A 25833-nucleotide genomic window follows, 5' to 3' on the forward strand; every position below is an offset into this window, starting at 1 on the left:
TAGTCGCCGCGACGAAAATGCTGATAGCGTTCTCATCGCCGCGCTTCTATGTTCGTCGCCGTCGCGGGACCGCCGCCTGCTCGGCAGCGGCGGCCCGTCATGGGAGGGGAAGAATGGGGCGTTTCTCGCAGATCTCGCTGGCGCTGCTGCTCGCCGGCAGCGCCACTGCCGGCGTCGCGCAGGTCGCGCATCCCGCGCGCTGGCCCGCGGCCAAGAGCGTCGGCCTGGTCGACGCCGCGACCGAGGCCAAGGTCACCGCGCTGCTGCGGCGGATGACGGTGGAGGAGAAGGTCGGGCAGATGATCCAGGCCGACATCGGCTCGATCAAACCCGAGGACCTGCGCCGCTACCCGCTCGGCTCGATCCTGGCGGGGGGCAGCTCGCCGCCGCTGGGCGCGCCGGACCGCTCGCCCGCCGCCGCCTGGGTCGCCACCTCGCGCGCCTTCAACGCGGTGGCGCTGGAGAAGCGCGCCGGCCACGTCGCCGTCCCGCTGATGTTCGGCGTCGACGCGGTGCACGGCGACAACAACGTCGTCGGCGCGACACTCTTCCCGCACAACAGCGCGCTCGGCGCGACGCGCGATCCCGCGCTGATCCGCCGCATCGGCGCGGTCACCGCCGAGGAGACCGCCGCGGCGGGGATCGACTGGGCGTTCGGCCCGACGCTGGCGGTGCCGCAGGACGATCGCTGGGGCCGCGCGTACGAGGGCTATTCGGAGGACCCCGCGGTGGTCGCCTCCTACGCCGGCGCGATGGTCGAGGGGCTGCAGGGCGTGCCGGGCCAGCAGGGCATCCAGCGCGGCCATGTCGCCGCCAGCCCCAAGCATTTCCTCGGCGACGGCGGCACCAGGGACGGCGTCGACCAGGGCGACGCGCGGGTCGACGAGGACGTGCTGATCAAGGTCCACGCCGCGGGCTACCCGCCCGCGATCAACGCCGGCGCGATGACGGTGATGGCCAGCTTCTCGAGCTGGAACGGCCAGAAGATGCACGGCAACCGCTCGCTGCTGACCGACGTGCTCAAGGGCCGCATGGGTTTCGAGGGCTTCGTCGTCGGCGACTGGAACGGCCACGGCCAGGTGCCGGGCTGCACCAACACCGACTGCCCCGCCACTTTCGCCGCGGGACTGGACATGGCGATGGCGCCGGACAGCTGGAAGGGCATGTACGACACCACGCTCGCGGCGGTGAAGGCAGGCAAGCTGCCGATGACGCGGGTCGACGACGCGGTGCGCCGCATCCTGCGCGTCAAGATGAAGCTCGGGCTGTTCGACCCGGCGCGGCCGTGGGAGGCACGCGGCGCGACGGTCGGCTCTGCCGAGCATCGCGCGGTGGCGCGGGAGGCGGTCGCGAAGAGCCTGGTGCTGCTCAAGAACGACGGCGTGCTGCCGGTCAAGGCGAGCGCCGACATCCTGGTCGTCGGCGACGCCGCGGACGACATCGGCCGCCAGGCGGGCGGCTGGACATTGTCGTGGCAGGGCGACGGCAACACCAACGCCGATTTCCCCGGCGCGACCTCGATCTACGCCGGGATCGCCGCCGCGGCCAAGGCGGGTGGCGGCACCGCGACGCTGTCGCGCGACGGCAGCTTCGCGACGAAGCCCGACGTCGCGATCGTCGTCTTCGGCGAGCAGCCCTATGCCGAGATGCGCGGCGACGTGCGCACGCTCGAGTTCGAGGCCGGCGACAAACAGGCGCTCGGGCTGCTCAAGAAGCTGAAGGCCGCGGGCGTGCCGACCGTCTCGGTGTTCCTCTCGGGCCGGCCGCTGTGGGTCAACCCCGAGCTCAACCAGTCGGACGCCTTCGTCGCCGCCTGGTTCCCCGGTTCGGAGGGCGAGGGCGTCGCCGACGTGCTGGTCGGCGGTCAGCGCGACTTCCACGGCAAGCTCTCCTTCAGCTGGCCCAAGACCGCGGGGCAGTTCACGCTCAACCGCGGCGCGCCCGGCTATGACCCGCTGTTCTCCTTCGGCTACGGGCTGAGCTACGCCAGCGGCGGCAGCGTGCCGACGCTCAGCGAGGAGGCCGGGGTCGATGCCAGCCTGGCGAACACCAGCCTGTTCTTCGCGCGCGGGCGCGTGCCGGCGCCGTTCCAGCTGACGCTCGACCCGACGGTCACCCGCGCCGCGGTGGACAGCGCCACCGCGCAGGAGGGTGCGGTGCAGCTGAGCTGGCGCGGCGCCGGGAGCGCGCGGATCACCGGCCCGGCGCTGTCGCTGGTGCGCGAGACCAACGCCGACCTCAACCTCCAGCTCAGCTACCGCGTCGACAAGGCCGCCAGCGGCCCGGTGACGCTCGCCATGGGCGGCGGCAAGGTCGACGTCGCGCGCGCGCTCGACTCGGCCGCCGGCTGGCACGTGCTGCGCGTGCCGCTGAAATGCTTTCGCACCGCGGGCACCAACATGGAGGCGGTCGACGCGCCGGTGGCGGTAAGTGCGACCGCGCCGTTCGCGGTCGCGATCTCGGATATCCGTCTCGCCACCGACCCCGCCGGTGCGGTATGTCCCGGCGCATGACGATGGACCTGCCCAAGAACCCACCCAGCCGCCGCACCGTGGTCGCCGCGCTCGCCGCCGCGCCGCTCGCCGCTCCCACGCCCGCCTGGGCGCTCGCCGAGGCGGCGCCCGCCGCGTCGGGCGACATACCGGGCGCGACGATCCAGCTCTGGCCCGACGCCGCGCCGGGCGCGCCCGCGACGCTGCCGACGCCCAAGATCGAGCAGCGCTCGAAGGAGGCGGGCGTCAACGACCGCTGGGTCACCGGCGTCGCACGGCCGGGACTGACGGTGCGGCGGCCGGCGCGCGCCAACGGCGCCGCGGTGCTGCTGATCCCGGGCGGCGGCTACGGCTTCATCGCCTGGGACAATGAGGGCGAGGAACAGGCGCGCTGGCTCAACAAGCTGGGCGTCACCTGCTTCATCCTCTCCTATCGCCTGCCAGCGGAAGGCTGGGCCAATCGCGCGCTCGTGCCGCTGCAGGACGCGCAGCGCGCGGTGCGGCTGATCCGCGCGCGCGCCGGCGACCATGGCGTCGACCCGAAGCGGGTCGCGGTGCTCGGCTTCTCCGCGGGCGGGCATCTCGCCGGCAGCCTCGCGACGCGCCACGCCGAGCCCTGCTACGCGCCCGTCGACGCCGCCGATGACCTGTCGGCGCGGCCCGATCTCGCGGGGCTGATCTACCCGGTGGTGACGCTGGCCGAGCCGTTCACCCACGAGGGCTCGCGCGACAACCTGCTCGGCACGCCGTCGGGCGACGCGCAGCGCCGCGACGCCTCGGTCGAGCGCCGCGTCACCGCCGACACGCCGCCGGTCTTCCTCGTCCACGCCAGCGACGACGAGACCGTGCCGATCGCCAACAGCCTGGCCTTGTATCAGGCGCTGCTCGCGGCGAAGCGGCCGGCCGAGCTGCACGCCTTCGACCAGGGCGGCCACGGCTTCGGCACGCGCCTGCCCGACAGCGCGCCGGCGTCGGTGTGGCCCAGGCTGTTCGCCGCTTATGCGGCAAGGCAGCGGGTGTTTCCGACGACGGGGTGACGGCGCGCAGGGGGCGACCCGGTTGGGAACGGCCTCCACGACGGCAACATTCGTCATTCCTGCGAAGGCAGGAATCCAGACACGCTGAGCTTGCGACTAGAAGCGGGACGTTCTCGCGTCTGGATCCACGCCTGCGCGGGGATGACGAACGGTGAGGAGGCGGGAGCGGCAACTCCACACGGCCGCCACTCATCCTGCACTCGCCTGGTGCCCCCCTTCACATCTCCCCGCGCGCGCGCCGGATCGCGAACCAGCGCTTCACGTTGGCGTTATGCTGCTCCAGCGTGTCGGCGAAGACGTGCCCGCCGCTGCCGTCGGCGACGAAATAGAGCGCGCGCGACGGCGCCGGGTCGAGCACCGCGTCGATCGACGCTCGCCCGGGATTGGCGATCGGGCCGACCGGCAGCCCCGCCGAGGCATAGGTGTTGTAGCCGTTCCTCGCGTGGAGCTCGCTCTGGCGGATGCGGCGGCCGAGCGGGCGGCCCTGGGTGATCGGGTAGATCACGGTCGGGTCGGCCTGGAGCGGCATGCCCAGCCGCAGCCGGTTGGAATAGACCGCCGCCACCATGCGCCGCTCGGCGGGCTTGCCGGTCTCCTTCTCGACGATCGAGGCGAGCACCAGCGCCTGCCGCGGCGAGGTCACCGCCGTCGCCGGCCTGCGCCGCGCCCAGGCCGCGGCGATATAGTCGCGCATCGCGCGCTGCATCCGCGACAGCACCGCGGCGCGCGGCTCGCCGCGCTCGAAGGCATAGCCGTCCGGCAGCACCGAGCCCTCCGCGGGCACCGCGACGTCGCCGCTCAGCGCGTCGGCGCGCAGCAGCACGTCGCGCACCATCACCGCGGGCAGCCCCTCGGGGATCACCACCAGCCGCTGCACCACTTTGCCGCTCTGCAGCAGCGCCAGCACCTGCGACGCGCTGGCGCGCGCGGGGATGGCATATTCGCCCGCGCGGATCGGCGTGCCGCTGCCGAACAGCCGCGCCTGAAGGCGGAAGCGCTGCGCCGAGGCGATCACACCGGCGCGCTCGAGCGCCCTGGCCGCGCCAGCGAGCGAGCTACCCTCGGCGACGGTGACGGCGACGTCGCGCCGGAGCGGGCCGGCGCCCTTCCAGCCCTGCGCCACCCACACGCCCGCGCCGAACAGCAGCAGCGCGACGATCAGTCCCAGGCAGCCGAGCCGGCGCATGGCGTCCTACGTCAGATCGACGTCATCACCAGCGAGGCATTCGTCCCGCCGAAGCCGAAGCTGTTGTTGAGCACGGCGCGCACCTGGCGCTTCTTCGCGGTGTGCGGGACGAGATCGACTCCGGTGCAGCTCTCGCTCGGATTGTCGAGGTTGAGCGTCGGCGGCACGATCTGGTCGCGCAGCGCGAGGATGCAGAAGATGCTCTCCACCGCGCCGGCGCCACCCAGCAGATGGCCGATCGCCGACTTGGTCGAGCTCATCGACAGGCCGCCGATATCGTCGCCGAACAGCCGCCGCACCGCGCCGAGCTCGAGCTCGTCGCCGAGCGGGGTGGAGGTGCCGTGCGCGTTGATATAATCGATGTCGGCGAGGCTCAGCCCCGACTTGCGCAGCGCCATCTCCATCGAGCGGTACGCGCCCGACCCCTCCGGGTGCGGCGCGGTGACGTGATAGGCGTCGCCGGACAGGCCGTAGCCGATCACCTCGGCGTAGATCTTGGCGCCGCGCGCCTTGGCCCGCTCATATTCCTCGAGCACCACCACGCCCGCGCCCTCGCCCATGACGAAGCCGTCGCGGTCTCTGTCATAGGGCCGGCTCGCCCTCTCGGGCGTGTCGTTGAAGTTGGTCGACAGCGCGCGCGCCTGCGCGAAGCCGGCGATGCCGAGCGGGCAGATCGCGCCCTCCGCGCCCCCCGCCAGCATCACGTCGGCGTCGTCCATCGCGATCATCCGCGCCGCGTCGCCGATCGAGTGCGCGCCGGTCGAACAGGCGGTCACCACCGCGTGGTTGGGGCCCATCAGCCCGTATTTGATCGTGACCTGGCCGGTGATGAGGTTGATCAGCCGGCCGTGGACGAAATGCGGCGAGACGCGGCTCGGCCCCTTGTTCTCGCACACCAGCGACTCGCTGGCGATGCCCGGCAGGCCGCCGATGCCGGAGCCGATCGAGGCGCCGGCGCGGAAGCGCTCGGCCTCGCTCATCTCGGTTAGTCCGGCGTCCTCGAGCGCCTGGCTGGCGGCGTCGATGCCGTAGACGATGAAGGGGTCTACCTGGCGCTGGATCTTATGGTCCACCCGCTTCGACGCGTCGAAGCCATAATCGTGACCCGCCGGCTTCACCTCGCACGCGATGCGGCACTTCTGGTCCGACGCGTCGAAGCGCGTGATCGGCCCGGCGCCCGACTTGCCGGCGATCAGATTGGCCCAGACGGTCTCCACGTCGGCCCCGAGCGGGGTGACGAGGCCGAGACCGGTGACGACGACACGGCGCATAGACTTTCCTTCTCCCCCGGCGCCGCGTCACGCGTCGCGCCGCCGGTCCTTCCAAACGAAACGGCTCCCCACCCCCTGGCCGAGGACGGAGAGCCGCTCAAATCAGCTCGCGAGAGCGGGAGGACTCCCCCCGTTCCTCAGCCCTTGTGCTCGTCGATATAGGTGATCGCGTCCTTGACGGTCGAGATCTTCTCGGCAGCGTCGTCGGGGATCTCGACGCCGAACTCCTCCTCGAACGCCATCACCAGCTCGACGATGTCGAGGCTGTCCGCGCCCAGATCGTCGATGAAGCTGGCGTCTTCGGTGACCTTGTCGGCCTCGACGCCGAGATGCTCGACGACGATCTTCTTCACGCGGTCGGCGGTCTCGCTCATAGCTTTCCCTCTTTCAATTGGGGGGTAGGTTTCGAATTGCTGAACGCAGGTAGAACGGGCTCGGTCCCGTGGCAAGGGTGCGATTAACCCGCTCCACCCCCCTGCCACCCGCGGTTCGCCGCCCCAGCGGCTCAGACCATCGCCATCCCGCCGTTGACGTGCAGCGTCTGCCCGGTGACGTAGCCGGCCTCGCGCGACGCCAGATACACCACCGCCGCGGCGATGTCCTCGCCGCGGCCGAGGTCGCCCGCGGGGATGCGGCCGAGCAGCGCGCTCTTCTGCGCCTCGGGCAGCACGTCGGTCATGGCCGATCGGATGAAGCCCGGCGCGACGCAGTTCACCGTGATGTTGCGGCTGGCGAGCTCCTGCGCCAGCGCCTTGGACAGGCCGACCAGCCCGGCCTTGGAGGCGGCGTAGTTCGCCTGCCCGGGGTTGCCCGTCTGCCCCACCACCGAGGTGATCGAGATGACCCGCCCGAAGCGCGCCTTCATCATCGGCTTGGCGGCGGCACGGACCAGCCGGAACGCGGCCTCGAGGTTGACGCGGATGACCTGGTCCCACTCGTCGTCCTTCATCCGCATGGCGAGATTGTCGCGCGTGACGCCGGCGTTGTTGACGAGCACGTCGAGCTTGCCGCCCAGCGCCTCGACCGCGCGCGGCACCAGCGCGTCGACCGCGGCGGCGTCGGACAGGTCGCAGGCGAGCGCGACATGGTCACCGCCCAGCTCGGCGCGGAAGCGCTCGAGCTTGTCGGCGTTCGACCCCGACACCGCGAGGCGCGCGCCCTGCGCCGCGAGGCCCTCGGCGATGGCGGAGCCGATCCCGCCGGAGGCGCCGGTGACCAGCGCGGTCATGCCTGTGAGGTCGAACATGCTTCACTCCGTGTTATGGTTCACGCGAAGACGCGAAGACGCGAAGTCGGTGTGGCTGTTGACGATGCGGCGGAGCCCCTCCTTCAACGTGGCGCCGCCAAAATTGATAAGCAATCCTATGGGTCTGTTCGACAATCTGAGATAGGTCAGCAGCTGCTTCATATGAGCGGCATTGAGCCGCTCGACCGACTTGAGCTCGACCACCAACCGCCGCCCGATCAGATGGTCGACGCGAAAGGCGTCTTCGAACCTCATGCCGTCAAACGCGAAGGATATCGGAAGCTGCCGTTGCACCTCGTAGCCGAGCCGTGTCAGCGTCGCGGCGAGGACCGTCTCATAGACGCTCTCGAGTAGACCGGGCCCTAGCTCCCGATGCAAGCGGATCGCTACGTCAATCGTGTCCGCCGCGGCCCGCTCGACATCCACCATCTTCGCGCCTTCGCGTCTTCGCGTGAGATCTCACATCCTTCTTAGCAGCGCCTCGACGTCGTCCATCGACACCACGCTCACCGCCTCGACGTCGGGCGCGATGCGCTTGACCATCGGGCCGAGCACCTTGCCGCCGAACTCGACGAACTCGGTCACGCCGGCCGCGACCATCGCCAGCACCGACTCGCGCCAGCGCACGCGGCCCGTCACCTGCTCCACCAGCAGCCGGCGGATCGCGCCGGGGTCGGCCACCGCGGCGGCGTCGACGTTGGCGTAGACCGGCACCAGCGGCGCGCGCAGCTCGGCCTCGGCCAGCGCCGCCTCCATCGCGCGCGCGGCATCCTCCATCAGCGCGCAGTGGAACGGCGCCGAGACCGGCAGCAGCACCGCGCGCTTGGCGCCGAGTTCCTTGGCCAACGCCACCGCGCGCTCGACCGCGACGCGGTGGCCCGAGATCACCACCTGCGACGGGTCGTTGTCGTTCGCCACGGTGCACACGAGCGGTTCCCCGCCCTCGGCCAGGATCGAGTCGAGCGCGGCGCCCGCGATCGTCTCGGCCTTGGCGACGTCGGCGCCGAGCAGCGCCGCCATCGCCCCCTCGCCCACCGGCACCGCCGCCTGCATCGCGCGACCGCGCAGCCTCAGCAGCCGCGCCGTGGTGGCGAGGTCGAACGTCTCGGCCGCGCACAACGCGCTATATTCCCCGAGCGAGTGGCCGGCGACATAGTCGGCCTTGTCCGCCAGCGTGACGCCGCCCTCGCGTGTCAGCACGCGGAGCGTGGCCAGCGCGTTGGCCATGATCGCGGGCTGCGCGTTCTCGGTCAGCGTCAGCTCGTCGGCCGGCCCCTCGGCCATCAGCCGGCGCAGGTTCTGGCCGAGCGCCTCGTCGACCTCGCCGAACACCTCGCGCGCGACCGGCGAGGCGTCGGCGAGCGCGGCGCCCATGCCGACCGCCTGGCTGCCCTGACCGGGGAAGATGAACGCGCGCATCGTGCCTCTCCTTGGAAAGGCTGCGCTGCTAGGGCGGCGCCCGGTCACGGTCAACCGGCGGGGGACTTGCACGACCGGGCGTTCTGCGCCATAGCGCGCCCACTCGGGGCGGGAGGCTGTTGCTTCTCCCGCCCCTTGCTGTTGCACGACAGCCGGAGGGGCGTGGCACATGGGGTGCCCGTCAGCGATCGGCCAACATAGAGGTACATGCATGGCTCTGTACGAGCATGTGTTCCTTGCGCGCCAGGATCTGGCACAGGCGCAGGTGGACGCGCTGGCGGAGGCCGCGACCAAGGTCGTCACCGACCACGGCGGCACGATCGTCAAGACCGAGACGTGGGGGCTGCGCAGCCTCGCCTATCGCATCGCGAAGAACCGCAAGGCGCATTACGTGATGCTGGAGATCGACGCGCCGGGCGACACCGTCGCCGAGCTGGAGCGTCAGACCAGCATCAACGAGGACGTCATCCGCTACATGACCGTGCGCGTCGACGAGCACGAGCAGGGCCCGACCGTGATGATGCGCAAGCAGGAGCGCGACCGCGAGCGCCGCGGTGAGCGCGGCGAGCGGGGGGACCGCGGGGATCGCGGCGATCGGGGCGACCGTCCGCGTCGCGACCGCGAAGAGGAGAACGCATAATGGCGCGCCCGTTTTTCCGCCGCCGCAAGTCGTGCCCGTTCAGCGCGAAGGACGCGCCGCGGATCGACTATAAGGACGTCCGTCTGCTGCAGGGCTTCGTGTCCGAGCGCGGCAAGATCGTCCCGTCGCGCATCACCTCGGTGAGCGCCAAGAAGCAGCGCGAGCTGGCGCAGGCGATCAAGCGCGCCCGCCACCTGGGCCTGCTGCCCTACGTCGTGAAGTAAGGAGAAGAGCAGATGGACGTCATTCTGCTTGAGCGCGTCGAGAAGCTCGGCGGCATCGGCGACGTGGTGAAGGTGAAGGACGGGTTCGCCCGCAACTTCCTGCTGCCGCGCAAGAAGGCGCTGCGCGCCAACGAGGCCAACCGCAAGGTGTTCGAGGCCAATCGCGCGCGCATCGAGTCCGAGAACGCGTCGCGTCGCTCGGACGCGGAGAAGGAGGCCGGCTCGTTCAAGGACGCGCAGGTCACGCTGATCCGCCAGTCGTCGAACACCGGCCAGCTGTACGGCTCGGTCGCGGTGCGCGACCTGGTGGAGGCGCTCGAGGCCGACGGTCACAAGGTGACCAAGAGCCAGGTCGTGCTCGACCGTCCGATCAAGGCGATCGGCGTGTACGACGTGCGCGTGCAGCTCCACCCCGAGGTGGCGGTGACGGTGAAGGTCAACGTCGCTCGCTCGCCCGAGGAGGCCGAGATGCAGTCGCAGGGCGTCGACGTCATGGCGCAGGTGTTCGAGGAAGGCCGCGACCAGGGCGGCTTCACCGAGGACTATGACCCCAACGCCGAGCCGGGCGCGACCGCCGAGGCGCAGGACGAGCCGGCGCAGGGCTGACCCCGCGCCACCGTCCGAGGTGATACAGAAAGGCCCGCCTGGATCGATCCAGGCGGGCCTTTCCGTTGGGCGCCGCGGCGGGGGGTGGGGGAAGCGACGCCCGGGGGGCTCTCGGTTCAGGGCACCGTGACGACCGCGCCGACTACCGCGGCGAGCGGGACAAGTGCTAGAACTAGCGGCATAATCTTGCTCATGGTGCGACCTGTAGTGCTGGATCGCCGGTGAGAATGCGCGCGGGCCGAGAAGGTTTCCCGGGCCTGAACGAAAAAGCAGCGACGAAGCGTGTCCGCCTGCGACGAGCCGGCGCGCGCCGCGGAACGCGCGCCCGGCGGGCGGGTTGATCCAGCGAGGCGAGCGCCGCGCGTCCCGGTCGGGGGCGGCGAGTCGATAGTATCAGCGTGAGGATTGTGGGTCGTGCAGGCGGCGGATCGAGAGAAGAGAGAGCGGCTCAGCGCGCTCGGCAAGGCGCTGCGATCGAGCGTCACGGTGCCGACCGACACCTATATAACGCAGGACCTCCCGCTGCTGCTGACGCGGCTGTCGCAGGTGCCGGCGAGCGGGACGAAGCGGAAGGAATAGGCGCACACACCCTCACTCGACGGCGTCATCCTGAGCTTGTCTCAGGGTCCACCGGCCCGCAGGCGCCGCCTAGGTCGCTCACGCGGCATCGTGGATCCTGGAACGAGTTCAGGATGACGCCGCGGGAATGACGGAAACGCCCCGCGCCTCACCGCCGCGCGAACAGCTTCTCGATGTCGGTGAAGTCCAGCTTCACCCAGGTCGGGCGGCCGTGGTTGCACTGGCCCGAGTGCGGCGTCGCCTCCATCTCACGCAGGAGCGCGTTCATCTCGGCGGGCGACAGCACGCGCCCGGCGCGGACCGAGCCGTGGCACGCCATCGTCCCCGCCACCGCGTCGAGCCGCTCGCGCAGCGACAGCGCCTCGTCATAGGCGGCGAGCTCGTCGGCGAGATCGGTCACCAGCGCGGTCGGGTCGCCGCTGCCGAGCAGCGCGGGGGTGGCGCGCACCAGCATCGCGCGCGCGCCGAACCGCTCGAGCTCGAGCCCGAAGTCGGCGAGCTCGGCGGCGCGCGCCTCGAGCCGGTCGCAGGCGGGCTCGTCGAGCTCGACTACCTCGGGGATCAGCAGCGCCTGGCTCGCCACGCGCCCGCCCGCGAGCGCGGCGCGCATCCGCTCGAGCACCAGCCGCTCGTGCGCGGCATGCTGGTCGACCAGCACCAGCCCGTCCTGCGCCTCGGCGACGATATAGGTCTTGTTGACCTGCCCGCGCGCGGCGCCGAGCGGGAAGTCGTCGCGCTCGGGCGGGGGCGCCCAGTTCGCCTCGGCGCGCGCCTGCGGTGGCGGCGTCAGGAAGGTGGCGCGGCGGTCGCGCAGCAGCGTCGCAGCCGCGGGATCGTGGCCGCGCGGCGCCGCGTCGTAGCCGAACGACGGCGCCGCGACCGGCGCCACGGTCGGCTCGGCGTGCCACAGCGCGCCGATGTCGGCGGGCGCCGAGTGCGCGACGCGATGCCCCGCGGCGTCGAGCGCGCGGCGCAGTCCCGAGACGATCATGCCGCGTACCAGCGCGGGGTCGCGGAAGCGCACCTCGGTCTTGGCCGGGTGGACGTTGACGTCGACCTCGCTCGCGGGGACGTCGAGGAACAAGGCGACCACGGCGTGGCGGTCGCGCGGCATCATCTCGGCATAGGCGCCGCGGATCGCGCCGATCAGCAGCCGGTCGCGCACGGGCCGGCCGTTGACGAAGAGATATTGATGGTCCGCCACACCGCGGTGGAAGGTCGGCAGCCCGGCCACCCCGCCGAGCACGTGGCCGTCGCGCGCCAGGTCGACCGCCACCGAATTCTCCGCGAGCGCACGGTCGGTCAACGCGGCGACTCGCGCCGGTCGCCCCTCCGCCGCGGGCACCGCCAGCACGCGCCGGCCGTCATGCTCGACCGCGAAGGCGATGTCGGGGCGAGCCATCGCCAGCCGTTTCACCACATCGAGGCAGCTGGCATATTCCGAGCGCGGCGAGCGCAGGAACTTGCGCCGCGCCGGCACGCGCGCGAACAGGCCCTCCACCACCACGCGGGTGCCGGGCGGCAGCGCGGCGGGTCCGTCGCGCTCGACCGCGCCGTTGTCGACGGTGCGCGCCCATCCCTCGGCACCGCGCGGGCGGCTCTCGATCGTCAGCCGCGCCACCGAGGCGATCGAGGGCAGCGCCTCGCCGCGGAAACCCAGCGTCCGGACCGCCTCGATCGCGTCGTCGGGCAGCTTGGAGGTGGCGTGGCGCTCGAGCGCGAGCGCGATCTCGTCCGGCGTCATGCCGCAGCCGTCGTCCGCCACCTCGACGCGCTCGACGCCTCCCGCGGCGAGCACCACCGCGACCCGCGTGGCGCCCGCGTCGATCGCGTTCTCGACCAGCTCCTTCAACGCGCTGGCCGGTCTTTCCACCACTTCGCCCGCCGCGATGCGATTGACCAGATGCGAGGGGAGCCGGCGTATTGACACAGCGCAGCACCTAGCCCAAGCCGCCGCTTCCCGCGAGCCCGCAGATAGAATTGCACGCATGATTCACGGCGGCGGCGCGCGGATCGGATATAGACGAACATGGCCGGTCGCCCCGCCCGGCACGCTGAACAACGGACCCTTACGTCAATGGTATTCTCGCGCTTGTTCAAGATGACCTCGCACGACATGGCGATCGATCTCGGCACCGCGAACACGGTGGTGTACGTGCGCGGGCGCGGCATCGTCCTGAACGAGCCGTCGGTCGTCGCGGTCGAGACCATCAACGGTCAGAAGCGGGTCAAGGCGGTCGGCGAGGACGCCAAGCTGATGATGGGCAAGACCCCCGGCTCGATCGAGGCGATCCGGCCGCTGCGCGACGGCGTCATCGCCGACATCGACGTCGCCGAGCAGATGATCAAATATTTCATCGAGAAGGTGCACGGCCGCCGCCGCTTCATGCGGTGGCCCGAGATCGTGATCTGCGTTCCCTCGGGCTCGACCAAGGTGGAGCGCCGCGCGATCCGCGACGCCGCGCAGAACGCCGGCGCCAGCGCGGTCTATCTGATCGAGGAGCCGATGGCGGCGGCGATCGGCGCCGACATGCCCGTCACCGAGCCGGTCGGCTCGATGGTGGTCGATATCGGCGGCGGCACCACCGAGGTGGCGGTGCTGTCGCTGCGCGGTCTGGCCTACACCACCTCGGTGCGCGTCGGCGGCGACAAGATGGACGACGCGATCGTCAGCTACGTCCGCCGCAACCACAATCTGCTGATCGGTGAGGCCACCGCCGAGCGGATCAAGCAGGAGCTGGGCTGCGCCAAGCCGCCGATCGACGGTATCGGCAAGACGGTGCACATCAAGGGCCGCGACCTGGTCAACGGCGTGCCCAAGGAGATCCAGATCAACCAGGCGCAGATCGCCGAGGCGGTGAGCGAGCCGGTCGCCGCGATCGTCGACGGCGTGCGCATCGCGCTGGAGAATACCGCGCCCGAGCTGGCCGCCGACATCGTCGACCAGGGCATCGTGCTGACCGGGGGCGGCGCGCTGCTCCAGGGACTGGACGAGGTGCTGCGCGACGAGACCGGCCTGCCGGTGACGGTCGCCGACGACCCGCTGATCTGCGTCGCGATCGGGACGGGCCGCGCGCTCGAGGACCCGATGTTCCGCGCGGTTCTCCAGAACGGGTAAGCTCGAGGCGAGGAGATGACGGCAATGGCGCCGTCACGCGATCGGCGCCCGGGCTTCTCGCGGCGCGCACAATATAGCCTGTTCCTCACCTACATCCTCGGCATCGCCGGGGCGGTGGTCGGGGGCGTGCTGCTCGCGCTCTCGACCTTCAACCCGGTCGCGTTCAGCGCGCTGCGCGCGGCGGTGGCGGAGCTGACCGCCCCCCCCGCCGCCCTGCTCGCGGGCGCGGGCAGCCAGATCGCCTCGGTGCCCGACGCGATCGCCTCGCACTTCCAGGTCCGGGGCGAGAACCGCGCGCTGCGCGCGCGGCTCACCCAGGCGCGCGGCGCGCTGCTGGCGGGGCGCCAGGCGCAGATCGAGAACGTGCGGCTGCGCCGGTTGCTGGTGCTGCGCGACCGGCTGCCCGAGACGATCGCGGCGGCGCGGATCGTCAGCACCAGCGCGTCGAGCACGCGCCGCTTCGGCCTGCTCAACGCGGGCAGCTTCCAGGGCGTGGCGGACGGCCAGCCGGTGACGGGACCGGAGGGGCTGATCGGGCGCGTGCTCTACGCCGGCCCCGATACCGCGCGCGTGCTGCTGATCACCGATCCCGAGAGCGTGGTGCCGGTGCGCCGCACGCGCGACGGCCGCCCCGCGCTGGCGGCGGGGCGCGGCGACGGGCTGGTCGACGTGCGCACGATCGACACCGCCGACGGGCGCTTCCGCCCCGGCGACCTCTTCGTCACCTCGGGCACCGGCGGGATCTTCGTCCCCGGCGTGCCGGTCGCCCGGGTGCTGCGCGGCGGTACCGACAGCGCGCCGGCGCGGCCGTTCGCGCGCCCCGACTCGCTCGACGTCGCGCTGGTGCACCGCGCCTTCATGCCGCCGCCCCCCGCCCCGCCACCGCCCGCGCCCAGGCCCTCGCCGACGCCCACGCCCGAGCCGTGACGCTCCCGGCGCGCCCGCTGTTCGAGGAGCCGCTGCCGCCCGGCCGCGCGCGCCTGCTGCCCTGGGCGAGCGTGCTCGCGGGCTCGCTGGCGACGACGCTGCCGTGGAACGCCTCGCTCGGGCTGCTGCCGCCGCTGGGGCTGCTGATGATGCTGTCGTGGCGGCTGCTCGCACCGCTGTCGCTGCGGGTCTGGGCGCCGGCGCTGCTCGGCCTGTTCGACGACCTCGTCTCGGGCCAGCCGCTCGGCAGCGCGACGCTGCTGTGGACGCTCGCCTTCTTCCTGGTCGAGGCGCTGGAGGCGCGGTCGGGGGTGCGCGATTTCGCGCAGAGCTGGGCGATCGCCGCGGTGGCGATCGCGCTCGCGCTGGCGGGGGGACGGCTGTTCGCGAGCCCGCTCTCCGCCTATGTCGACGGCGTGCTCGTGATCCAGATCATCCTCTCCGTCCTCCTCTTCCCCGCCGCCGCCCGGCTGGTGGCGTGGATCGACCTCAAGCGGGCACGCTGATGGCGCGGCCGCCGCGCGTCATGACCGAGGCCGCGCAGGCCTACAGCTTCTCGCGCCGCGCCTGGCTGCTCGGCGCGGGACAGATCGGGCTGGGCGGGCTGCTGATCGGGCGGATGGGCTATCTCGCGATCACGCAGAACGAGCATTACAACCTGCTGTCCGAGCGCAACCGCGTGAGCATGACGATGATCCCGCCAAGGCGCGGCTGGATCGTCGACCGCCACGGCCAGCCGATCGCGAGCAACCGCACCGACTTCCGCGTCGACGTCATCCCCGACCGGCTCGAGGACAAGGACCGTACGCTGGCGCGGCTGCGCGCGCTGCTGGGGCTCGACGACGAGGAGGTGGCGCAGATCGAGGCCGAGCTGAAGCACTCGCCCGGCTTCCGCCCGGTCGAGATCGCCGAGAACATCGACTGGGATCGCTTCGCCGCGGTGCAGGTGCGCCAGCCCGAGCTGCCCGGCGTCGCGCCGTCGCGCGGCTTCGCGCGCCACTATCCGCAGGGCGCCGCGGTGGCGCATCTGATCGGCTACGTCGGCGCCGCGACCGCCGAACAATATAAGAAGGTGCGCGACCCGCTCTATCTCACCCCCGGCTTCAAGCTCGGCAAGGACGGGCTGGAGAAGACGATGGAGCCGCTGCTGCGCGGCACCGCGGGGGCCAAGCGGGTCGAGGTGACCGCGCGCGGCAAACTCGTCAAAGAGCTCGCCACCCGCCCCGACGTGCCCGGGCGCACGCTGCGGCTGACGATCGACGCCGGGCTGCAGGAATATGCGGCGCGGCGGCTCGGCACCAACTCGGGCTCGTGCGTGGTGTTCGACTGCACCAACGGCGAGATGCTCGCGATGGTGTCGATGCCCGCCTACGACCCCAACAGCTTCTCCGAGGGGATCAGCCAGCTCGAGTGGAAGATGCTCAGCGAGAACGACCACGTCCCGCTGATGAACAAGGTGACCCAGGGGCTGTACCCGCCGGGCTCGACGGTGAAGCCGATGAACGGGCTGGCGCTGCTCGCCGCGGGCGTCGACCCGCACGACCGCGTGTTCTGCTCGGGCGCGTTCCAGGTCGGCACCGGCGTGTGGCACTGCCACAAGCGCCACGGCCACGGCCCGCTCGATCTCAAGAACGCCATCATGCAGAGCTGCGACATCTATTTCTACGAGATGGCGCGGCGGGTCGGCTACGATAAGATCGCCCCCGTGGCGCGCGCGCTCGGCCTCGGGCAGAAGTTCGACCTGCCCTTCGCCACGCAGCGCTACGGCACCGTGCCCGACAGCGAGTGGAAGAAGCGCAAGTACAAGACCGAGTGGAAGGTCGCCGACGCGATCAACGCCTCGATCGGCCAGGGCTACGTGCTCGCCAACCCGCTCCAGCTGGCGGTGATGGCGAGCCGGCTCGGCTCGGGGCTGCAGCTCCAGCCCACGCTGATCCGCGACCCGTTCAAGCCGCGCGCCGAGCCGATGGCGATCGACCCCGAGCATTTCCGCCTGATCCGCGAGGCGATGTACGGCGTGGTCAACGCCGGGGGCACCGGCGGCGTGGCGCGGATGCTGGTGCCCGGCGTCGCGATCGCGGGCAAGACCGGCACCGCGCAGGTGCGCCACATCAGCCCGGCGGAGCGGCGCAGCGGCGTGCTCAAGAACGGGCAGCTGCCTTTCAAGCTGCGCGACCACGCCCTGTTCGTCTGCTTCGCGCCCTATGACAACCCGCGCTACGCCGCGGCGGTGGTGCTGGAGCACAACGGCCACACCGTGCGCAACCTCGACACGCCGATGATCGGGCGCGACATCATGACCTATCTGTTCGACCGCGAGCGCGCGCTGAAGAGCCTGGCCGAGGTCGAGCCGACCTGGGGCGGCGACATCCGCACGCGCATGGCGGCGGAGGCGGCGGCCTATCGCGCCGCGCACGCCCCGCCCCCGCCCCAGCCCGACCTCGACGACGTCGCCGCCACCGGCTCCGACGCGGTCGCCGCGGCGACCGACGCCTCCAACGCCACCGCCGAGGCGCAGGCGGCCGACACCGCCGCCGGGGGCGGCCCGGCGCGCAGCGGCTCGCCCGAGCCCGACAGCGAGAACGACCGTGGCGGTGACGCCGGGGCCGGGCGCGAGTGAGCGGCTTCGTCCCCGCCCCGCTCGCGGCGCTGCCGTGGCGCGTGCTGCTGCTGGTCGCGGGAATCGGCGGCTTCGGGCTGATCGTGCTTTACTCGGCCGCGGGGGGCAGCCTGACCCCCTGGGTGGTGCCGCAGGGCGCGCGCTTCCTCGTCTTCCTCGCGGGGTCGGTGGTGCTGTCGCGCGTGCCGCTCGACTGGTGGAAGCGCTCCGCCTTCTGGATCTACGCGGTGATCCTGGTGCTGCTGGTGCTGGTCGAGCTGCTGGGCGCGGTGCGCGGCGGCAGCCAGCGCTGGCTCGGCTTCGGGCCGCTGCGCATCCAGCCGTCCGAGCTGATGAAGCTGGCGATCGTGCTCGCCTGCGCGCGCTTCTACGCGCTGCTGCCCGCGACCGAGACGCGACGCTTCGCCGCACTGTGGCCCGCGGCGGTGCTGATCGGCCTGCCCGCCCTGATCGTCATGGCGCAGCCCGATTTGGGCACCGGGCTGATGATCTGTGCGGGCGGCGCGACCGTGATGTTCCTCGCCGGCATCCCGCTGCGGCTCTTCGTCGGCGGCGCGCTCGCCGCGGCGGTCGCGATCCCCGTCGCCTTCGAGTACGTGCTCCACGACTATCAGCGCCATCGCGTGCTGATCTTCCTCGATCCCGAGAGCGACCCGCTCGGCAGCGGCTATCATATCAGCCAGTCGAAGATCGCGATCGGATCGGGCGGAATCTTCGGCAAGGGCTTCCTCAACGGCACGCAGAGCCACCTCGACTATCTTCCCGAGGGCCACACCGACTTCGTCTTCGCGACGATGGCGGAGGAATGGGGGCTGGCGGGCGGCGCCTTCCTGATCATCGCCTTCCTGCTGGTGATCCGCTGGGGCGTGAACGTCGGCGTGCGCGCCGAGGATCGCTTCGCCAAGCTCGCCGCGGCGGGGCTCGCGACGACCATGTTCTTCTACATGGCGATCAACCTGATGATGGTGATGGGGCTGGCGCCGGTGGTCGGCATCCCGCTGCCGCTGGTGAGCTTCGGCGGCTCGGCGCAGATGACGGTGCTGATCTCGCTCGGCATCCTGATGGGGATCGATCGCTCGTCCAAGCTGCGCCAGCGCTGGTGAGCGGCTTTTCTCGCGGCGGTGCGAAAAAGGGGGTTTGCAAAGTTGGGGCGCGTTGGTAGAGGCGCGCTTCCCGATCGCGGGGCGGCACCAACCGCTTCTTTCCCGCCGGTCACGGACGCATAGCTCAGTTGGTAGAGCAGCTGACTCTTAATCAGCGGGTCCTTGGTTCGAGCCCAAGTGCGTCCACCAGTTTTTTCAACGGCTCCGCAGCGATGCGGGGCCGTTGTGCTATGGGCCGGGACATCACCGGCCCCTTTCGACGGAGACGACTCAGGCATGGCAGGCTTCAAGGCCCCCGACTTCAACGATCGCGCCGCGGCGGCGCGCGAGGCCAAGCAGAAGGCGCTCGAGCTGCTCAAGAACCGGCCCGCGCCGGATCCCGAGCAGGTGGCGGCGCGTGCCGCCGCGCGCGCGGCCAAGGAGGCGGCCGAGGAGGAGAAGCGCGCCGCGCACCGCGCCGCGATCGAGGCCAAGAAGGCCGCCAAGGAGGAGGCGCGCGCGCAGGCCGAGGCCGACGCCGCCGCGGCCGAGCAGGCGGCCGCCGAGGCCGCCGCCAAGCGCGCGGTGTCGCTGCCGACCGCGGCCGAGCTCAAGGCGGCGCGCGACGCGCGCTACGCCGCGCGCAAGGCGCGCCAGCGCAAGTGACGCGGCGCACGTGATCCAGCGCGAGCTGGTCGGGGTCGCCCAGGTCCCGGGCGGCGCGCCGCTGCGGCTGTTCCGCCGCGGCGCGGATCACATGATCGTGCTCGACCGCAACGAGCTGATGAGCACCCGGATGAGCGGCTCGGAGGAGGCGCTCGGCACGATGACGTGCGACCGGCTCGCCGGCCGCGCCGCGCCGCGACTGCTCGTCGGCGGCTATGGCATGGGCTTCACGCTGCGCGCGCTGCTCGGCCGGCTCGGCGCCGACGCCGAGATCCTCGTCGCCGAGCTGGTGCCGGGCATCATCGACTGGGCGCGCGGGCCGATGGCCGACCTGACCGCCGGCTGCCTCGACGACCCGCGCGTGACGCTCGAGATCGGCGACGTCGGCGCCGTGATCCGCCGCGCGCGACGCCGCTACGACGCGATCCTGCTCGACGTCGACAACGGCCCCGACGGGCTGACGCGCGAGGCCAATGACTCGCTCTATCACGCGCGCGGGCTCGACGACGCGCGCGCCGCGCTGGCGCCGGGCGGCGTGCTCGCCATCTGGTCGGCCGCTCCCGACCCCGCGTTCGCCCGGCGGCTGGCGCGCGCCGGCTTCGCGGTCGACGAGGTGAAGGTACGCGCGCGCTCCAACGGCAAGGGCGCCACCCACGTCATCTGGTTCGCGCGCTGACCCGATCGTGCGGGTCGGGCGGAACACCCGCGCCGGCCGCGACTTTACCGCTCCACCTGTAGCTGCCGCATAGAAGGAGACGTTATGGCCGCGAACGAGCTGGAGATCGACAACAACTCGCTGCTCGACAACATCGACGAGCGTCAGGTGGAGTTCACCGGCGAGGTCGACGGCGACGAATATGAGTTCGCGGTGCAATATGACGTGCTCGAGGCGCTGAGCGGCGACGCACCCGACGGTGACGCGATCGACACGTTCAACCGCTTCTCCGACGCGATCAGCGAGGCCGCGCTCGCGGCGCTGTCGCGCGGGAACGGCACAGGGACGATCGTCGTCAGCGAGAACGATTTGGAATAATTCGAGAAGTCAATGAGGCGGGTGGCGCAACAAGGTCATTGCGCGGCCCGCCGACTCCCGTCACTCTCCTGTCACAACGACAGCCGCACGACGGCGAGGAGAGGATCATGGACGTACCCAGCGCACTGGTGGTGGCGGTCGGCGGCATCGGCGCGATCGCCACGCTCGGCATGGTGGTGGTGCTCGCCCGCCGCGCTCCGGATACGCCGCGGCGCTGAAACGACGGATGGCGCGTCGCAACGAAGACACTTAAAAAGAGGATGCCTCCTCAGCGCCTTCCCTGAAAGGGGACGTGGCGCGCACAGCGCAACGGAGGGGCGTCGCCGGTGGCGCATCCATCGATGCTCGCCGACCAGGTCACCCCTCCGTCAGCCTTCGGCCTGCCACGTCCCCTCGCGGGGGAGGATGTAGGTCGGAAGAGGCTCGAACCTCATATGGCGGGAGCGCCGCCCCGGTCTACCGGCGCGGCGCCCTCCCCCACTCACCTCACGCGGTCGCGGCGTCGAAGCGGCGGCCCACCTCGTCCCAGTTCACCACGTCCCACCACGCCTTGAGATAGCCCGGCCGGTCGTTCTTGTAGGTGAGGTAATAAGCGTGCTCCCACACGTCGTTCCCCAGGATCGGCGTGCCGCGGTCGCTCACCACGTCCATCAGCGGGTTGTCCTGGTTCGGCGTCGAGGTCACCTTGAGCTGGCCGCTCTGGTCGACGATCACCCACGCCCAGCCCGAGCCGAACTGGCCCGCGCCCTTGGTGTTGAAGTCCTCCTTGAGCTTGTCGAGCCCGCCATAAGCGTCGATCGCCTCGGCCAGCTTGCCGCTCGGCCCGCCGGTGCTGCCGGGCTTGCCCATGATCTTCCAGAAGAAGTCGTGGTTCCAATAGCCACCGCCGTTGTTGCGCAGCAGCGGCGGCAGCGACGAGATCTGGCCCAGGATCTGCTCGATCGACTGGCCCTCCAGCTTCGAGTCCGCGGCGACGCCCTCGTTGAGCTTGTCGGTATAGGCCTTGTGGTGCTTGTCGTGGTGGAAGGTCATCGTCTCCTTGGAGATGACCGGCTCCAGCGCGTCATAGTCGTACGGCAGCGGCGGGAGTTCGAAAGCCATGGGATCCTCCTGTGGGTTCGCGTGCGCAACGCGACGCGCGCCCAAATGGCTCCCGCGCGATCGTTACGCAACCGCGCCGATCAGGTCGTGCCGGCGCAGCGCGTGGCGCAGCTGGTCGTAGCTGAGGCCCAGCGCCTCGGCGGTCGCGCGCTGGTTGAAGCGGTTGTCGGCGAGCGCCTTGGCGAGCAGCTCGCGCTCGAAGCGCGCGACCCGGCTCTTGAAGTCGGACGGGCCGACCTCGCAGGCGGCGACCTCGGTGTCGTCCGGCTCGGTGCGCGCCTCGCCCGCCGGCTCGGCCGCGGGCGGTGACGCGGGCGAGGAGGGCGCCGCGCTCGACGGTGACGGCCGCTGGGTGCCGGGCCGGTACGGTGAGGCGAAGGGATCGAACTCAACCTCGCCGATCGCGCCGCCGCGCTCCCAGCGGTAGACCGCGCGCTCGACGACGTTGCGCAGCTCGCGCACGTTCCCCGGCCAGCGATAGGAGCGCATCTGCTCCATCGCCTCGTCGGTGAAGCCCTCCCACTCGTCGCGGCCCAGCTCGGCGGCCATGCGCCGGCCGAAGAAGTCGGCGAGCACCGCGATGTCGCTCCGGCGCGCGCGCAGCGGCGGCAGCGTGACCACCTCGAACGAGAGCCGGTCGAGCAGGTCGGCGCGGAAGGTACCCGAGTCGACCCGGTCGGGCAGATGCTCGTTGGTCGCGGCGACGATGCGCACGTCGACGCGGCGCGGGCGCGAGGCGCCGATCCGAGTCACCTCGCCATATTCGACCGCGCGCAGCAGCCGCTCCTGCGCCCCCATCGACAGGGTGCCGAGCTCGTCGAGGAACAGGGTGCCGCCGTCCGCCTCCTCGAAGCGGCCGACGCGCGCCTTGGTCGCGCCGGTGAAGGAGCCCGCCTCATGGCCGAACAGCTCGGCCTCGATCAGCGTCTCTGGCAGCGCGGCGCAGTTCATCGTCACCAGCGGCTGGTCCCAGCGCGGGCTGAGATGGTGGAGTCGTTCCGCCACCAGCTCCTTGCCGGTGCCGCGCTCGCCGATCACCAGCACCGGCCGATCCAGCCCCGCGGCGCGGCTCGCGCGCTCCAGCGCGTCGAGGAAGACGCCCGACTGACCGACGACCTGGGTGGTGCGCTCCATGCGCCAACTTCTGGCGCATTATGCCAAGCGCTGGCAACCGTAGAAATCTTCCTACTCGCCTCCGGGGCCGCCCCGATGGCCGGGAATGGCGGAAAAGCTGGGGAAATCGGCGACCGCGGGCAGTTGGCACGCCTCCTGCAAAAGTCTCGGCAACCCAGGACGAAGGAGACACACCATGACCCGCACCGACCGTACCAGCAAGCTCGCCGCGCTCGCCCTCACCCTCGTCGTCAGCGCCACGATGGTGCTCGGCGCCGTCGGCCCGGCGACCGCGCTCGGCGGCGCGCCGGTCCACCGGGTGGCGTGACAGCCCGCGCGGCGCGGCACCCTCCCCGCCGCCCGCGCGATCCGCTACAAGGGACCGATTACGCAGGAGTCCTTATCGAGATGGGCATTTTCTCCCGCACCCGCGACATCGTCGCCGCCAACATGGCCGAGCTGCTCGAGCGAGCGGACGACCCGGCGAAGATGGTTCGCATGATCATCCTCGAGATGGAGGAGACGCTGGTCGAGGTGCGCGCGTCCGCCGCCCGCACCATCGCCGATCAGAAGGAGATGCGGCGGCACATCCAGAAGCTGGCCGAGATCGAGGCGAGCTGGACCGAGAAGGCCGAGCTGGCGCTGTCCAAGGACCGCGAGGACCTCGCCAAGGCCGCGCTGGTCGAGCGCGGCAAGGCGGCCGAGATGGGCGCGCAGCTGCGCGACGAGGTCGCCACGCTCGACGAGGCGCTGCGCTCGTCCGAGGAGGACATCGCCAAGCTGCAGAACAAGCTGCGCGAGGCACGGGCGAAGCAGAACGCGATCGCGACGCGGCTGGAGAGTGCCAACACCAAGGCCAAGCTGCGCGAGATGTGGAACGGGCCGAAGACGCACGAGGCGTTCAGTCGCTTCGAGGTGCTGGAGCGCCGCGCCGACGAGGCCGAGGGACGCGCCGAGGCGATGGGGCTCAGGCCCAAGTCGCTCGAGGACGAGTTCGACGCGCTGCGCTCGAGCGACAAGATCGACGCCGAGCTCGCCGCGCTCAAGGCCAAGCTGAACAGGGAGAATTGAGGTGGAAGACGTGTTTGTCCCGATGATCGCGATCACCTCGCTGTTCATCGGCCTGCCCTGGCTGATCCTCCACTATGTCACGCGGTGGAAGACCGCGCCGCGGATGACCGACGAGGACGAGCGGCTGCTCGACGAGATGTACAATCTCGCGCGCCGGCTCGAGGACCGCGTCAACACCGTCGAGCGGATCGTCGCCGCCGACAATCCCGACTTCCGCCCGGGCATGGCCGATTACCGCAACCAGCCCGACTATCGCCTCGACCAGCCCGCGTCGCGCTCGATCGATCGGAGGAACTGATGTCCGACAGTCGTACCAAATTCTACCTCGACCCGCAGAACGGCCAGTGGAAGGGCGTCTGCTCGGGGATCGCCGACTACACCGGGATCGACGTGGTCTGGGTGCGCGTGATCACCGTGCTGCTCACCATGGCGAGCGGCTTCTGGTGGACGATCCTCGCTTATGTGCTCATCGCCTGGATGGCGGAGCCCAAGCCCGCCGGCCTGTACCAGGACCGCGAGGACCAGAAATTCTGGCAGGGCGTGCGCTCCAACCCGAAGCGCTCCACCGCGGAGGTACGCGCCAAGTTCCGCGAGATCGACCGGCGGCTCGCCGACATCGAGCTCCATTACACCAGCCGCAACAGCGCGCTCGCGCGCGAGATCGACAGCCTGCGCTGACACGGCGCGAGAGGGAGGCTCGGACATGGACATGGGTTGGATGGTGCCGGTGGGGATCGTCACCGCGGTGAGCGCCTCGCACGCCTTCCGCACCTGGGTGCGCGCGCGCCACGGCTACCCGCTCGACGACGATCGCCGCGGGCGGCGGCGGCACGCGATGGCGGCGTCCCCCGGCGACGCGCCGGGGACGGATCGCACCGTCGGGCTGCTCGAGGCCGAGAACGAGCGGCTCACCGGGCAGGTCGGCCGGCTCGAGGAGCGGATCGCGGTGCTCGAGCGCTTCGCCACCGATCCCGCGGTCCGCACCGCGCGCGAGATCGAGGCGCTGCGCGACCGCTGAGCGCCGGATGGGGAGAGAGATCATGTGGTTGGAACGGCTCAACGGGTTCACGCTCTTCATGCTCGCCTTCGTGGTGGTGGGGCTGCCCGTGATCCTCGGCGTCGGCGGCGAGATGTTCCGGCGCTGGCTGATCCACAAGGAACGAATGGCGCAGGTGCTGACCGACGCCACCGCGGAGAAGGCCGCGCAATATGCGGCGCACACCGAGCGGCTCGAGGCGCGCGTGCGCGTGCTGGAGCGGATCGCGACCGACCGCGGCGCCGACGTCGCCGCGCAGATCGAGCAATTGCGCGACGACCGGCTCAACTGAGCGGCGTCGGCGAGGAGGAGAGAGTAACATGGGTCCGACCTCATTGATGATCGTGCTGATCGTGCTGATCGCGGTGCTTGGCCGAGTGATGCAGGAGCGCTATCGCGCGATGGCACGGCTCCACGCTGAGGAGAGCATACGCCACGCCGCCGGCGACGGCGGCCGCGCGCAGGACGAGGTGCGCCAGCTCAAGGAGCGCGTCGCGGTGCTCGAGCGCCTCATCACCGACAGCCACGGCCGCGCCGATCTGGAACGCCAGATCGAGCAGCTGCGCGACCGCTGACACCAACCCGCCACGGAGACGGCAGCCATGTCAGATCCCACCTTCTACCTCAGCATGGCCGCGACCGGTCTCGCCGGACTCGCGATGCTGATCTACGCCGCGCTCAACGGCTGGCGCGGCTGGCTCCAGCTCCAGCACGAGCAGCTCGGGCACGAGCGCGCCGGCCACGCCCCCGCGCCGCCCAGCGCCGGCGCGCGGATCGAGATCGCCGACCTCAAGGAGCGCATCCGCAAGCTCGAGGCGATCGCGGCCGGGGTGGACCTCTGAGCGGTGGACCTCTGGGCAGTTGCGGCGCGCGCGCGCGGCGGGTAGCCCGCGCGCGATGACCGACACCGCTCCCACGCTCGACGCGATCCGCGAGGAATATGAGTTCGTCGAGGGCGACGACCGCTACCGCCTGTTGGTCGAGCTGGGCCGCTCGCTCGAGCCCATGCCCGCGGCGCTCAAGACCGAGGCGACGCTGGTGCGGGGCTGCTCCGCCTCGGTCTGGGTCTATCCCACCGTGGCCGACGACGGCACGCTCCATTTCCTCGCCGACAGCAACGCCGCGATCACCAAGGGGATCATCGCGCTGGTGCTGCTGACGGTCCAGGATCGGCCGCCCGCCGAGATCCTCGCCACCGACGTGGAGGGCGCGCTGTCGCCGTTCGAGCTGAAGGCGCAGCTGAGCTCGAACCGCACCCAGGGTATCCCCAACATGATCGCGCTGATCCGCGAGACCGCGCGCCGCTACGTGGGGTAAGGCCCGCCTCCCCCTTCCGAGCCGCGCGCGTCCCATTCCGCGCCGCCGC

General features: G+C 71.2%; 32 protein-coding genes and 1 tRNA gene. 24 read left to right on the top strand and 9 right to left on the bottom strand.

The window, feature by feature from the left end; all coding sequences use genetic code 11:
• Positions 1-113 precede the first annotated feature (113 nt).
• Together KZ813_RS03300 and KZ813_RS03305 are read left to right on the top strand one after the other, a co-directional pair.
• Complete coding sequence (locus KZ813_RS03300; RefSeq protein ID WP_219753554.1) at positions 114-2513, top strand: glycoside hydrolase family 3 protein; 2400 nt, start codon at positions 114-116, stop codon at positions 2511-2513.
• Positions 2514-2515: 2 nt separating this feature from the next.
• Positions 2516-3529, top strand: coding sequence for an alpha/beta hydrolase (locus KZ813_RS03305; protein WP_373369252.1), 1014 nt, complete (start codon positions 2516-2518; stop codon positions 3527-3529).
• A gap of 217 nt (positions 3530-3746) precedes the next feature.
• Here the strand turns inward: KZ813_RS03305 and mltG are convergent, their stop codons facing one another.
• The 6 genes from mltG to fabD all read right to left on the bottom strand — a co-directional run bounded on the left by mltG (position 3747) and on the right by fabD (position 8651).
• Positions 3747-4715 (bottom strand): endolytic transglycosylase MltG, encoded by a 969-nt coding sequence (gene mltG / locus KZ813_RS03310; RefSeq protein ID WP_219753556.1) that lies wholly within the window; start codon positions 4713-4715, stop codon positions 3747-3749.
• An 11-nt stretch (positions 4716-4726) separates the two neighbouring features.
• Entirely contained in the window at positions 4727-5986 is a 1260-nt protein-coding gene (gene fabF, locus KZ813_RS03315; protein WP_219753557.1) for a beta-ketoacyl-ACP synthase II, read from the bottom strand.
• Positions 5987-6123: 137 nt separating this feature from the next.
• Positions 6124-6360, bottom strand: coding sequence for an acyl carrier protein (locus KZ813_RS03320; protein WP_028056834.1), 237 nt, complete (start codon positions 6358-6360; stop codon positions 6124-6126).
• Between the two features lie 131 nt (positions 6361-6491).
• Positions 6492-7232, bottom strand: coding sequence for a 3-oxoacyl-[acyl-carrier-protein] reductase (gene fabG, locus KZ813_RS03325; protein WP_219753558.1), 741 nt, complete (start codon positions 7230-7232; stop codon positions 6492-6494).
• A 3-nt stretch (positions 7233-7235) separates the two neighbouring features.
• Positions 7236-7661 carry a GxxExxY protein gene (locus tag KZ813_RS03330; RefSeq protein WP_219753559.1) on the bottom strand — a complete coding sequence of 142 codons (426 nt, stop codon included), beginning with the start codon at positions 7659-7661 and terminating at the stop codon, positions 7236-7238.
• A gap of 30 nt (positions 7662-7691) precedes the next feature.
• A complete protein-coding gene (gene fabD, locus KZ813_RS03335; RefSeq protein WP_219753560.1) occupies positions 7692-8651 on the bottom strand; it encodes an ACP S-malonyltransferase in 960 nt (319 codons plus the stop codon).
• A 211-nt stretch (positions 8652-8862) separates the two neighbouring features.
• Here fabD and rpsF point away from each other — a divergent pair, with 211 nt between their 5' ends.
• From rpsF to KZ813_RS03355, 4 genes are all read left to right on the top strand, one after another.
• A complete protein-coding gene (rpsF, locus tag KZ813_RS03340) occupies positions 8863-9291 on the top strand; it encodes a 30S ribosomal protein S6 (protein ID WP_219753561.1) in 429 nt (142 codons plus the stop codon).
• Positions 9291-9515 carry a 30S ribosomal protein S18 gene (rpsR, locus tag KZ813_RS03345; RefSeq protein WP_007403456.1) on the top strand — a complete coding sequence of 75 codons (225 nt, stop codon included), beginning with the start codon at positions 9291-9293 and terminating at the stop codon, positions 9513-9515. Before rpsF ends, rpsR begins: the two co-directional genes overlap by 1 nt.
• Before the next feature lie 12 nt (positions 9516-9527).
• The gene (gene rplI / locus KZ813_RS03350) at positions 9528-10121 is read left to right on the top strand and encodes a 50S ribosomal protein L9 (RefSeq protein WP_219753562.1); all 594 of its coding nucleotides are present in this window, start codon (positions 9528-9530) and stop codon (positions 10119-10121) included.
• A 414-nt stretch (positions 10122-10535) separates the two neighbouring features.
• Complete coding sequence (locus KZ813_RS03355) at positions 10536-10700, top strand: hypothetical protein (protein WP_219753563.1); 165 nt, start codon at positions 10536-10538, stop codon at positions 10698-10700.
• A 148-nt stretch (positions 10701-10848) separates the two neighbouring features.
• Here the strand turns inward: KZ813_RS03355 and mutL are convergent, their stop codons facing one another.
• Positions 10849-12630 carry a DNA mismatch repair endonuclease MutL gene (gene mutL, locus KZ813_RS03360; protein WP_219753564.1) on the bottom strand — a complete coding sequence of 594 codons (1782 nt, stop codon included), beginning with the start codon at positions 12628-12630 and terminating at the stop codon, positions 10849-10851.
• A gap of 147 nt (positions 12631-12777) precedes the next feature.
• Between mutL and KZ813_RS03365 the strand changes: the two genes are divergently transcribed.
• From KZ813_RS03365 to KZ813_RS03405, 9 genes are all read left to right on the top strand, one after another.
• Positions 12778-13818, top strand: coding sequence for a rod shape-determining protein (locus KZ813_RS03365; protein WP_246616620.1), 1041 nt, complete (start codon positions 12778-12780; stop codon positions 13816-13818).
• 24 nt (positions 13819-13842) lie between these two features.
• Complete coding sequence (gene mreC / locus KZ813_RS03370) at positions 13843-14745, top strand: rod shape-determining protein MreC (protein ID WP_219753565.1); 903 nt, start codon at positions 13843-13845, stop codon at positions 14743-14745.
• Positions 14742-15251 (top strand): rod shape-determining protein MreD, encoded by a 510-nt coding sequence (mreD, locus tag KZ813_RS03375; RefSeq protein ID WP_219753566.1) that lies wholly within the window; start codon positions 14742-14744, stop codon positions 15249-15251. The genes mreC and mreD overlap by 4 nt, the downstream gene beginning before the upstream one ends.
• Positions 15251-17365, top strand: a complete 2115-nt coding sequence (mrdA, locus tag KZ813_RS03380; protein WP_219753567.1) for a penicillin-binding protein 2 — start codon at positions 15251-15253, stop codon at positions 17363-17365. Before mreD ends, mrdA begins: the two co-directional genes overlap by 1 nt.
• Positions 17362-18468 carry a rod shape-determining protein RodA gene (rodA, locus tag KZ813_RS03385; RefSeq protein WP_219753568.1) on the top strand — a complete coding sequence of 369 codons (1107 nt, stop codon included), beginning with the start codon at positions 17362-17364 and terminating at the stop codon, positions 18466-18468. The genes mrdA and rodA overlap by 4 nt, the downstream gene beginning before the upstream one ends.
• 113 nt (positions 18469-18581) lie before the next feature.
• Positions 18582-18657 (top strand) — tRNA-Lys (locus tag KZ813_RS03390).
• Between the two features lie 87 nt (positions 18658-18744).
• Positions 18745-19113: a DUF6481 family protein gene (locus KZ813_RS03395; RefSeq protein ID WP_219753569.1), complete on the top strand. Its 369-nt coding sequence runs from the start codon at positions 18745-18747 to the stop codon at positions 19111-19113.
• A gap of 10 nt (positions 19114-19123) precedes the next feature.
• Entirely contained in the window at positions 19124-19789 is a 666-nt protein-coding gene (locus KZ813_RS03400) for a spermidine synthase (protein ID WP_219753570.1), read from the top strand.
• An 84-nt stretch (positions 19790-19873) separates the two neighbouring features.
• Complete coding sequence (locus KZ813_RS03405) at positions 19874-20146, top strand: DUF1488 family protein (protein WP_219753571.1); 273 nt, start codon at positions 19874-19876, stop codon at positions 20144-20146.
• A 486-nt stretch (positions 20147-20632) separates the two neighbouring features.
• Here KZ813_RS03405 and KZ813_RS03410 read toward each other — a convergent pair whose 3' ends face one another.
• Both KZ813_RS03410 and pspF read right to left on the bottom strand, forming a co-directional pair.
• Positions 20633-21247, bottom strand: a complete 615-nt coding sequence (locus KZ813_RS03410) for a superoxide dismutase (RefSeq protein WP_219753572.1) — start codon at positions 21245-21247, stop codon at positions 20633-20635.
• Positions 21248-21310: 63 nt separating this feature from the next.
• Positions 21311-22381, bottom strand: coding sequence for a phage shock protein operon transcriptional activator (gene pspF / locus KZ813_RS03415; RefSeq protein ID WP_219753573.1), 1071 nt, complete (start codon positions 22379-22381; stop codon positions 21311-21313).
• A 175-nt stretch (positions 22382-22556) separates the two neighbouring features.
• On the opposite strand from pspF, the gene KZ813_RS20015 reads away from it, so the two are divergent.
• The 9 genes from KZ813_RS20015 (at position 22557) to KZ813_RS03455 (ending at position 25784) form a co-directional block, all read left to right on the top strand.
• Positions 22557-22688 (top strand): hypothetical protein, encoded by a 132-nt coding sequence (locus KZ813_RS20015; RefSeq protein ID WP_258046375.1) that lies wholly within the window; start codon positions 22557-22559, stop codon positions 22686-22688.
• 80 nt (positions 22689-22768) lie between these two features.
• The gene (gene pspA, locus KZ813_RS03420) at positions 22769-23431 is read left to right on the top strand and encodes a phage shock protein PspA (RefSeq protein WP_219753574.1); all 663 of its coding nucleotides are present in this window, start codon (positions 22769-22771) and stop codon (positions 23429-23431) included.
• 1 nt (position 23432) lies between these two features.
• On the top strand, positions 23433-23729 hold the full coding sequence (gene pspB, locus KZ813_RS03425) for an envelope stress response membrane protein PspB (RefSeq protein ID WP_219753575.1): 297 nt from the start codon (positions 23433-23435) through the stop codon (positions 23727-23729).
• Entirely contained in the window at positions 23729-24109 is a 381-nt protein-coding gene (gene pspC / locus KZ813_RS03430; RefSeq protein WP_219746801.1) for an envelope stress response membrane protein PspC, read from the top strand. Before pspB ends, pspC begins: the two co-directional genes overlap by 1 nt.
• 31 nt (positions 24110-24140) lie before the next feature.
• The gene (locus KZ813_RS03435) at positions 24141-24449 is read left to right on the top strand and encodes a hypothetical protein (RefSeq protein WP_219753834.1); all 309 of its coding nucleotides are present in this window, start codon (positions 24141-24143) and stop codon (positions 24447-24449) included.
• A gap of 22 nt (positions 24450-24471) precedes the next feature.
• Entirely contained in the window at positions 24472-24759 is a 288-nt protein-coding gene (locus KZ813_RS03440; protein WP_219753576.1) for a hypothetical protein, read from the top strand.
• A gap of 28 nt (positions 24760-24787) precedes the next feature.
• A complete protein-coding gene (locus KZ813_RS03445; RefSeq protein WP_258046376.1) occupies positions 24788-25042 on the top strand; it encodes a hypothetical protein in 255 nt (84 codons plus the stop codon).
• Positions 25043-25069: 27 nt separating this feature from the next.
• Positions 25070-25309, top strand: coding sequence for a hypothetical protein (locus KZ813_RS03450; protein ID WP_219753577.1), 240 nt, complete (start codon positions 25070-25072; stop codon positions 25307-25309).
• A 55-nt stretch (positions 25310-25364) separates the two neighbouring features.
• A complete protein-coding gene (locus tag KZ813_RS03455; RefSeq protein ID WP_219753578.1) occupies positions 25365-25784 on the top strand; it encodes a SufE family protein in 420 nt (139 codons plus the stop codon).
• Positions 25785-25833 lie beyond the last annotated feature (49 nt).

The sequence above is a fragment of the Sphingomonas folli genome (assembly GCF_019429525.1).
GTDB lineage: Bacteria > Pseudomonadota > Alphaproteobacteria > Sphingomonadales > Sphingomonadaceae > Sphingomonas > Sphingomonas folii.

Excerpts from the sequence above, each read along its gene's own strand:
- KZ813_RS03300 (WP_219753554.1), top strand. The coding sequence starts at position 114 with ATGGGGCGTTTCTCGCAGATCTCGCTGGCGCTGCTGCTCGCCGGCAGC.
- KZ813_RS03305 (WP_373369252.1), top strand. The coding sequence starts at position 2,516 with ATGGACCTGCCCAAGAACCCACCCAGCCGCCGCACCGTGGTCGCCGCG.
- mltG (WP_219753556.1), bottom strand. The coding sequence starts at position 4,715 with ATGCGCCGGCTCGGCTGCCTGGGACTGATCGTCGCGCTGCTGCTGTTC.
- fabF (WP_219753557.1), bottom strand. The coding sequence starts at position 5,986 with ATGCGCCGTGTCGTCGTCACCGGTCTCGGCCTCGTCACCCCGCTCGGG.
- KZ813_RS03320 (WP_028056834.1), bottom strand. The coding sequence starts at position 6,360 with ATGAGCGAGACCGCCGACCGCGTGAAGAAGATCGTCGTCGAGCATCTC.
- fabG (WP_219753558.1), bottom strand. The coding sequence starts at position 7,232 with ATGTTCGACCTCACAGGCATGACCGCGCTGGTCACCGGCGCCTCCGGC.
- KZ813_RS03330 (WP_219753559.1), bottom strand. The coding sequence starts at position 7,661 with ATGGTGGATGTCGAGCGGGCCGCGGCGGACACGATTGACGTAGCGATC.
- fabD (WP_219753560.1), bottom strand. The coding sequence starts at position 8,651 with ATGCGCGCGTTCATCTTCCCCGGTCAGGGCAGCCAGGCGGTCGGCATG.
- rpsF (WP_219753561.1), top strand. The coding sequence starts at position 8,863 with ATGGCTCTGTACGAGCATGTGTTCCTTGCGCGCCAGGATCTGGCACAG.
- rpsR (WP_007403456.1), top strand. The coding sequence starts at position 9,291 with ATGGCGCGCCCGTTTTTCCGCCGCCGCAAGTCGTGCCCGTTCAGCGCG.
- rplI (WP_219753562.1), top strand. The coding sequence starts at position 9,528 with ATGGACGTCATTCTGCTTGAGCGCGTCGAGAAGCTCGGCGGCATCGGC.
- KZ813_RS03365 (WP_246616620.1), top strand. The coding sequence starts at position 12,778 with ATGGTATTCTCGCGCTTGTTCAAGATGACCTCGCACGACATGGCGATC.
- mreC (WP_219753565.1), top strand. The coding sequence starts at position 13,843 with ATGGCGCCGTCACGCGATCGGCGCCCGGGCTTCTCGCGGCGCGCACAA.
- mrdA (WP_219753567.1), top strand. The coding sequence starts at position 15,251 with ATGGCGCGGCCGCCGCGCGTCATGACCGAGGCCGCGCAGGCCTACAGC.
- KZ813_RS03395 (WP_219753569.1), top strand. The coding sequence starts at position 18,745 with ATGGCAGGCTTCAAGGCCCCCGACTTCAACGATCGCGCCGCGGCGGCG.
- KZ813_RS03405 (WP_219753571.1), top strand. The coding sequence starts at position 19,874 with ATGGCCGCGAACGAGCTGGAGATCGACAACAACTCGCTGCTCGACAAC.
- KZ813_RS03410 (WP_219753572.1), bottom strand. The coding sequence starts at position 21,247 with ATGGCTTTCGAACTCCCGCCGCTGCCGTACGACTATGACGCGCTGGAG.
- pspF (WP_219753573.1), bottom strand. The coding sequence starts at position 22,381 with ATGGAGCGCACCACCCAGGTCGTCGGTCAGTCGGGCGTCTTCCTCGAC.
- KZ813_RS20015 (WP_258046375.1), top strand. The coding sequence starts at position 22,557 with ATGACCCGCACCGACCGTACCAGCAAGCTCGCCGCGCTCGCCCTCACC.
- pspA (WP_219753574.1), top strand. The coding sequence starts at position 22,769 with ATGGGCATTTTCTCCCGCACCCGCGACATCGTCGCCGCCAACATGGCC.
- pspC (WP_219746801.1), top strand. The coding sequence starts at position 23,729 with ATGTCCGACAGTCGTACCAAATTCTACCTCGACCCGCAGAACGGCCAG.
- KZ813_RS03435 (WP_219753834.1), top strand. The coding sequence starts at position 24,141 with ATGGGTTGGATGGTGCCGGTGGGGATCGTCACCGCGGTGAGCGCCTCG.
- KZ813_RS03440 (WP_219753576.1), top strand. The coding sequence starts at position 24,472 with ATGTGGTTGGAACGGCTCAACGGGTTCACGCTCTTCATGCTCGCCTTC.
- KZ813_RS03445 (WP_258046376.1), top strand. The coding sequence starts at position 24,788 with ATGGGTCCGACCTCATTGATGATCGTGCTGATCGTGCTGATCGCGGTG.
- KZ813_RS03450 (WP_219753577.1), top strand. The coding sequence starts at position 25,070 with ATGTCAGATCCCACCTTCTACCTCAGCATGGCCGCGACCGGTCTCGCC.
- KZ813_RS03455 (WP_219753578.1), top strand. The coding sequence starts at position 25,365 with ATGACCGACACCGCTCCCACGCTCGACGCGATCCGCGAGGAATATGAG.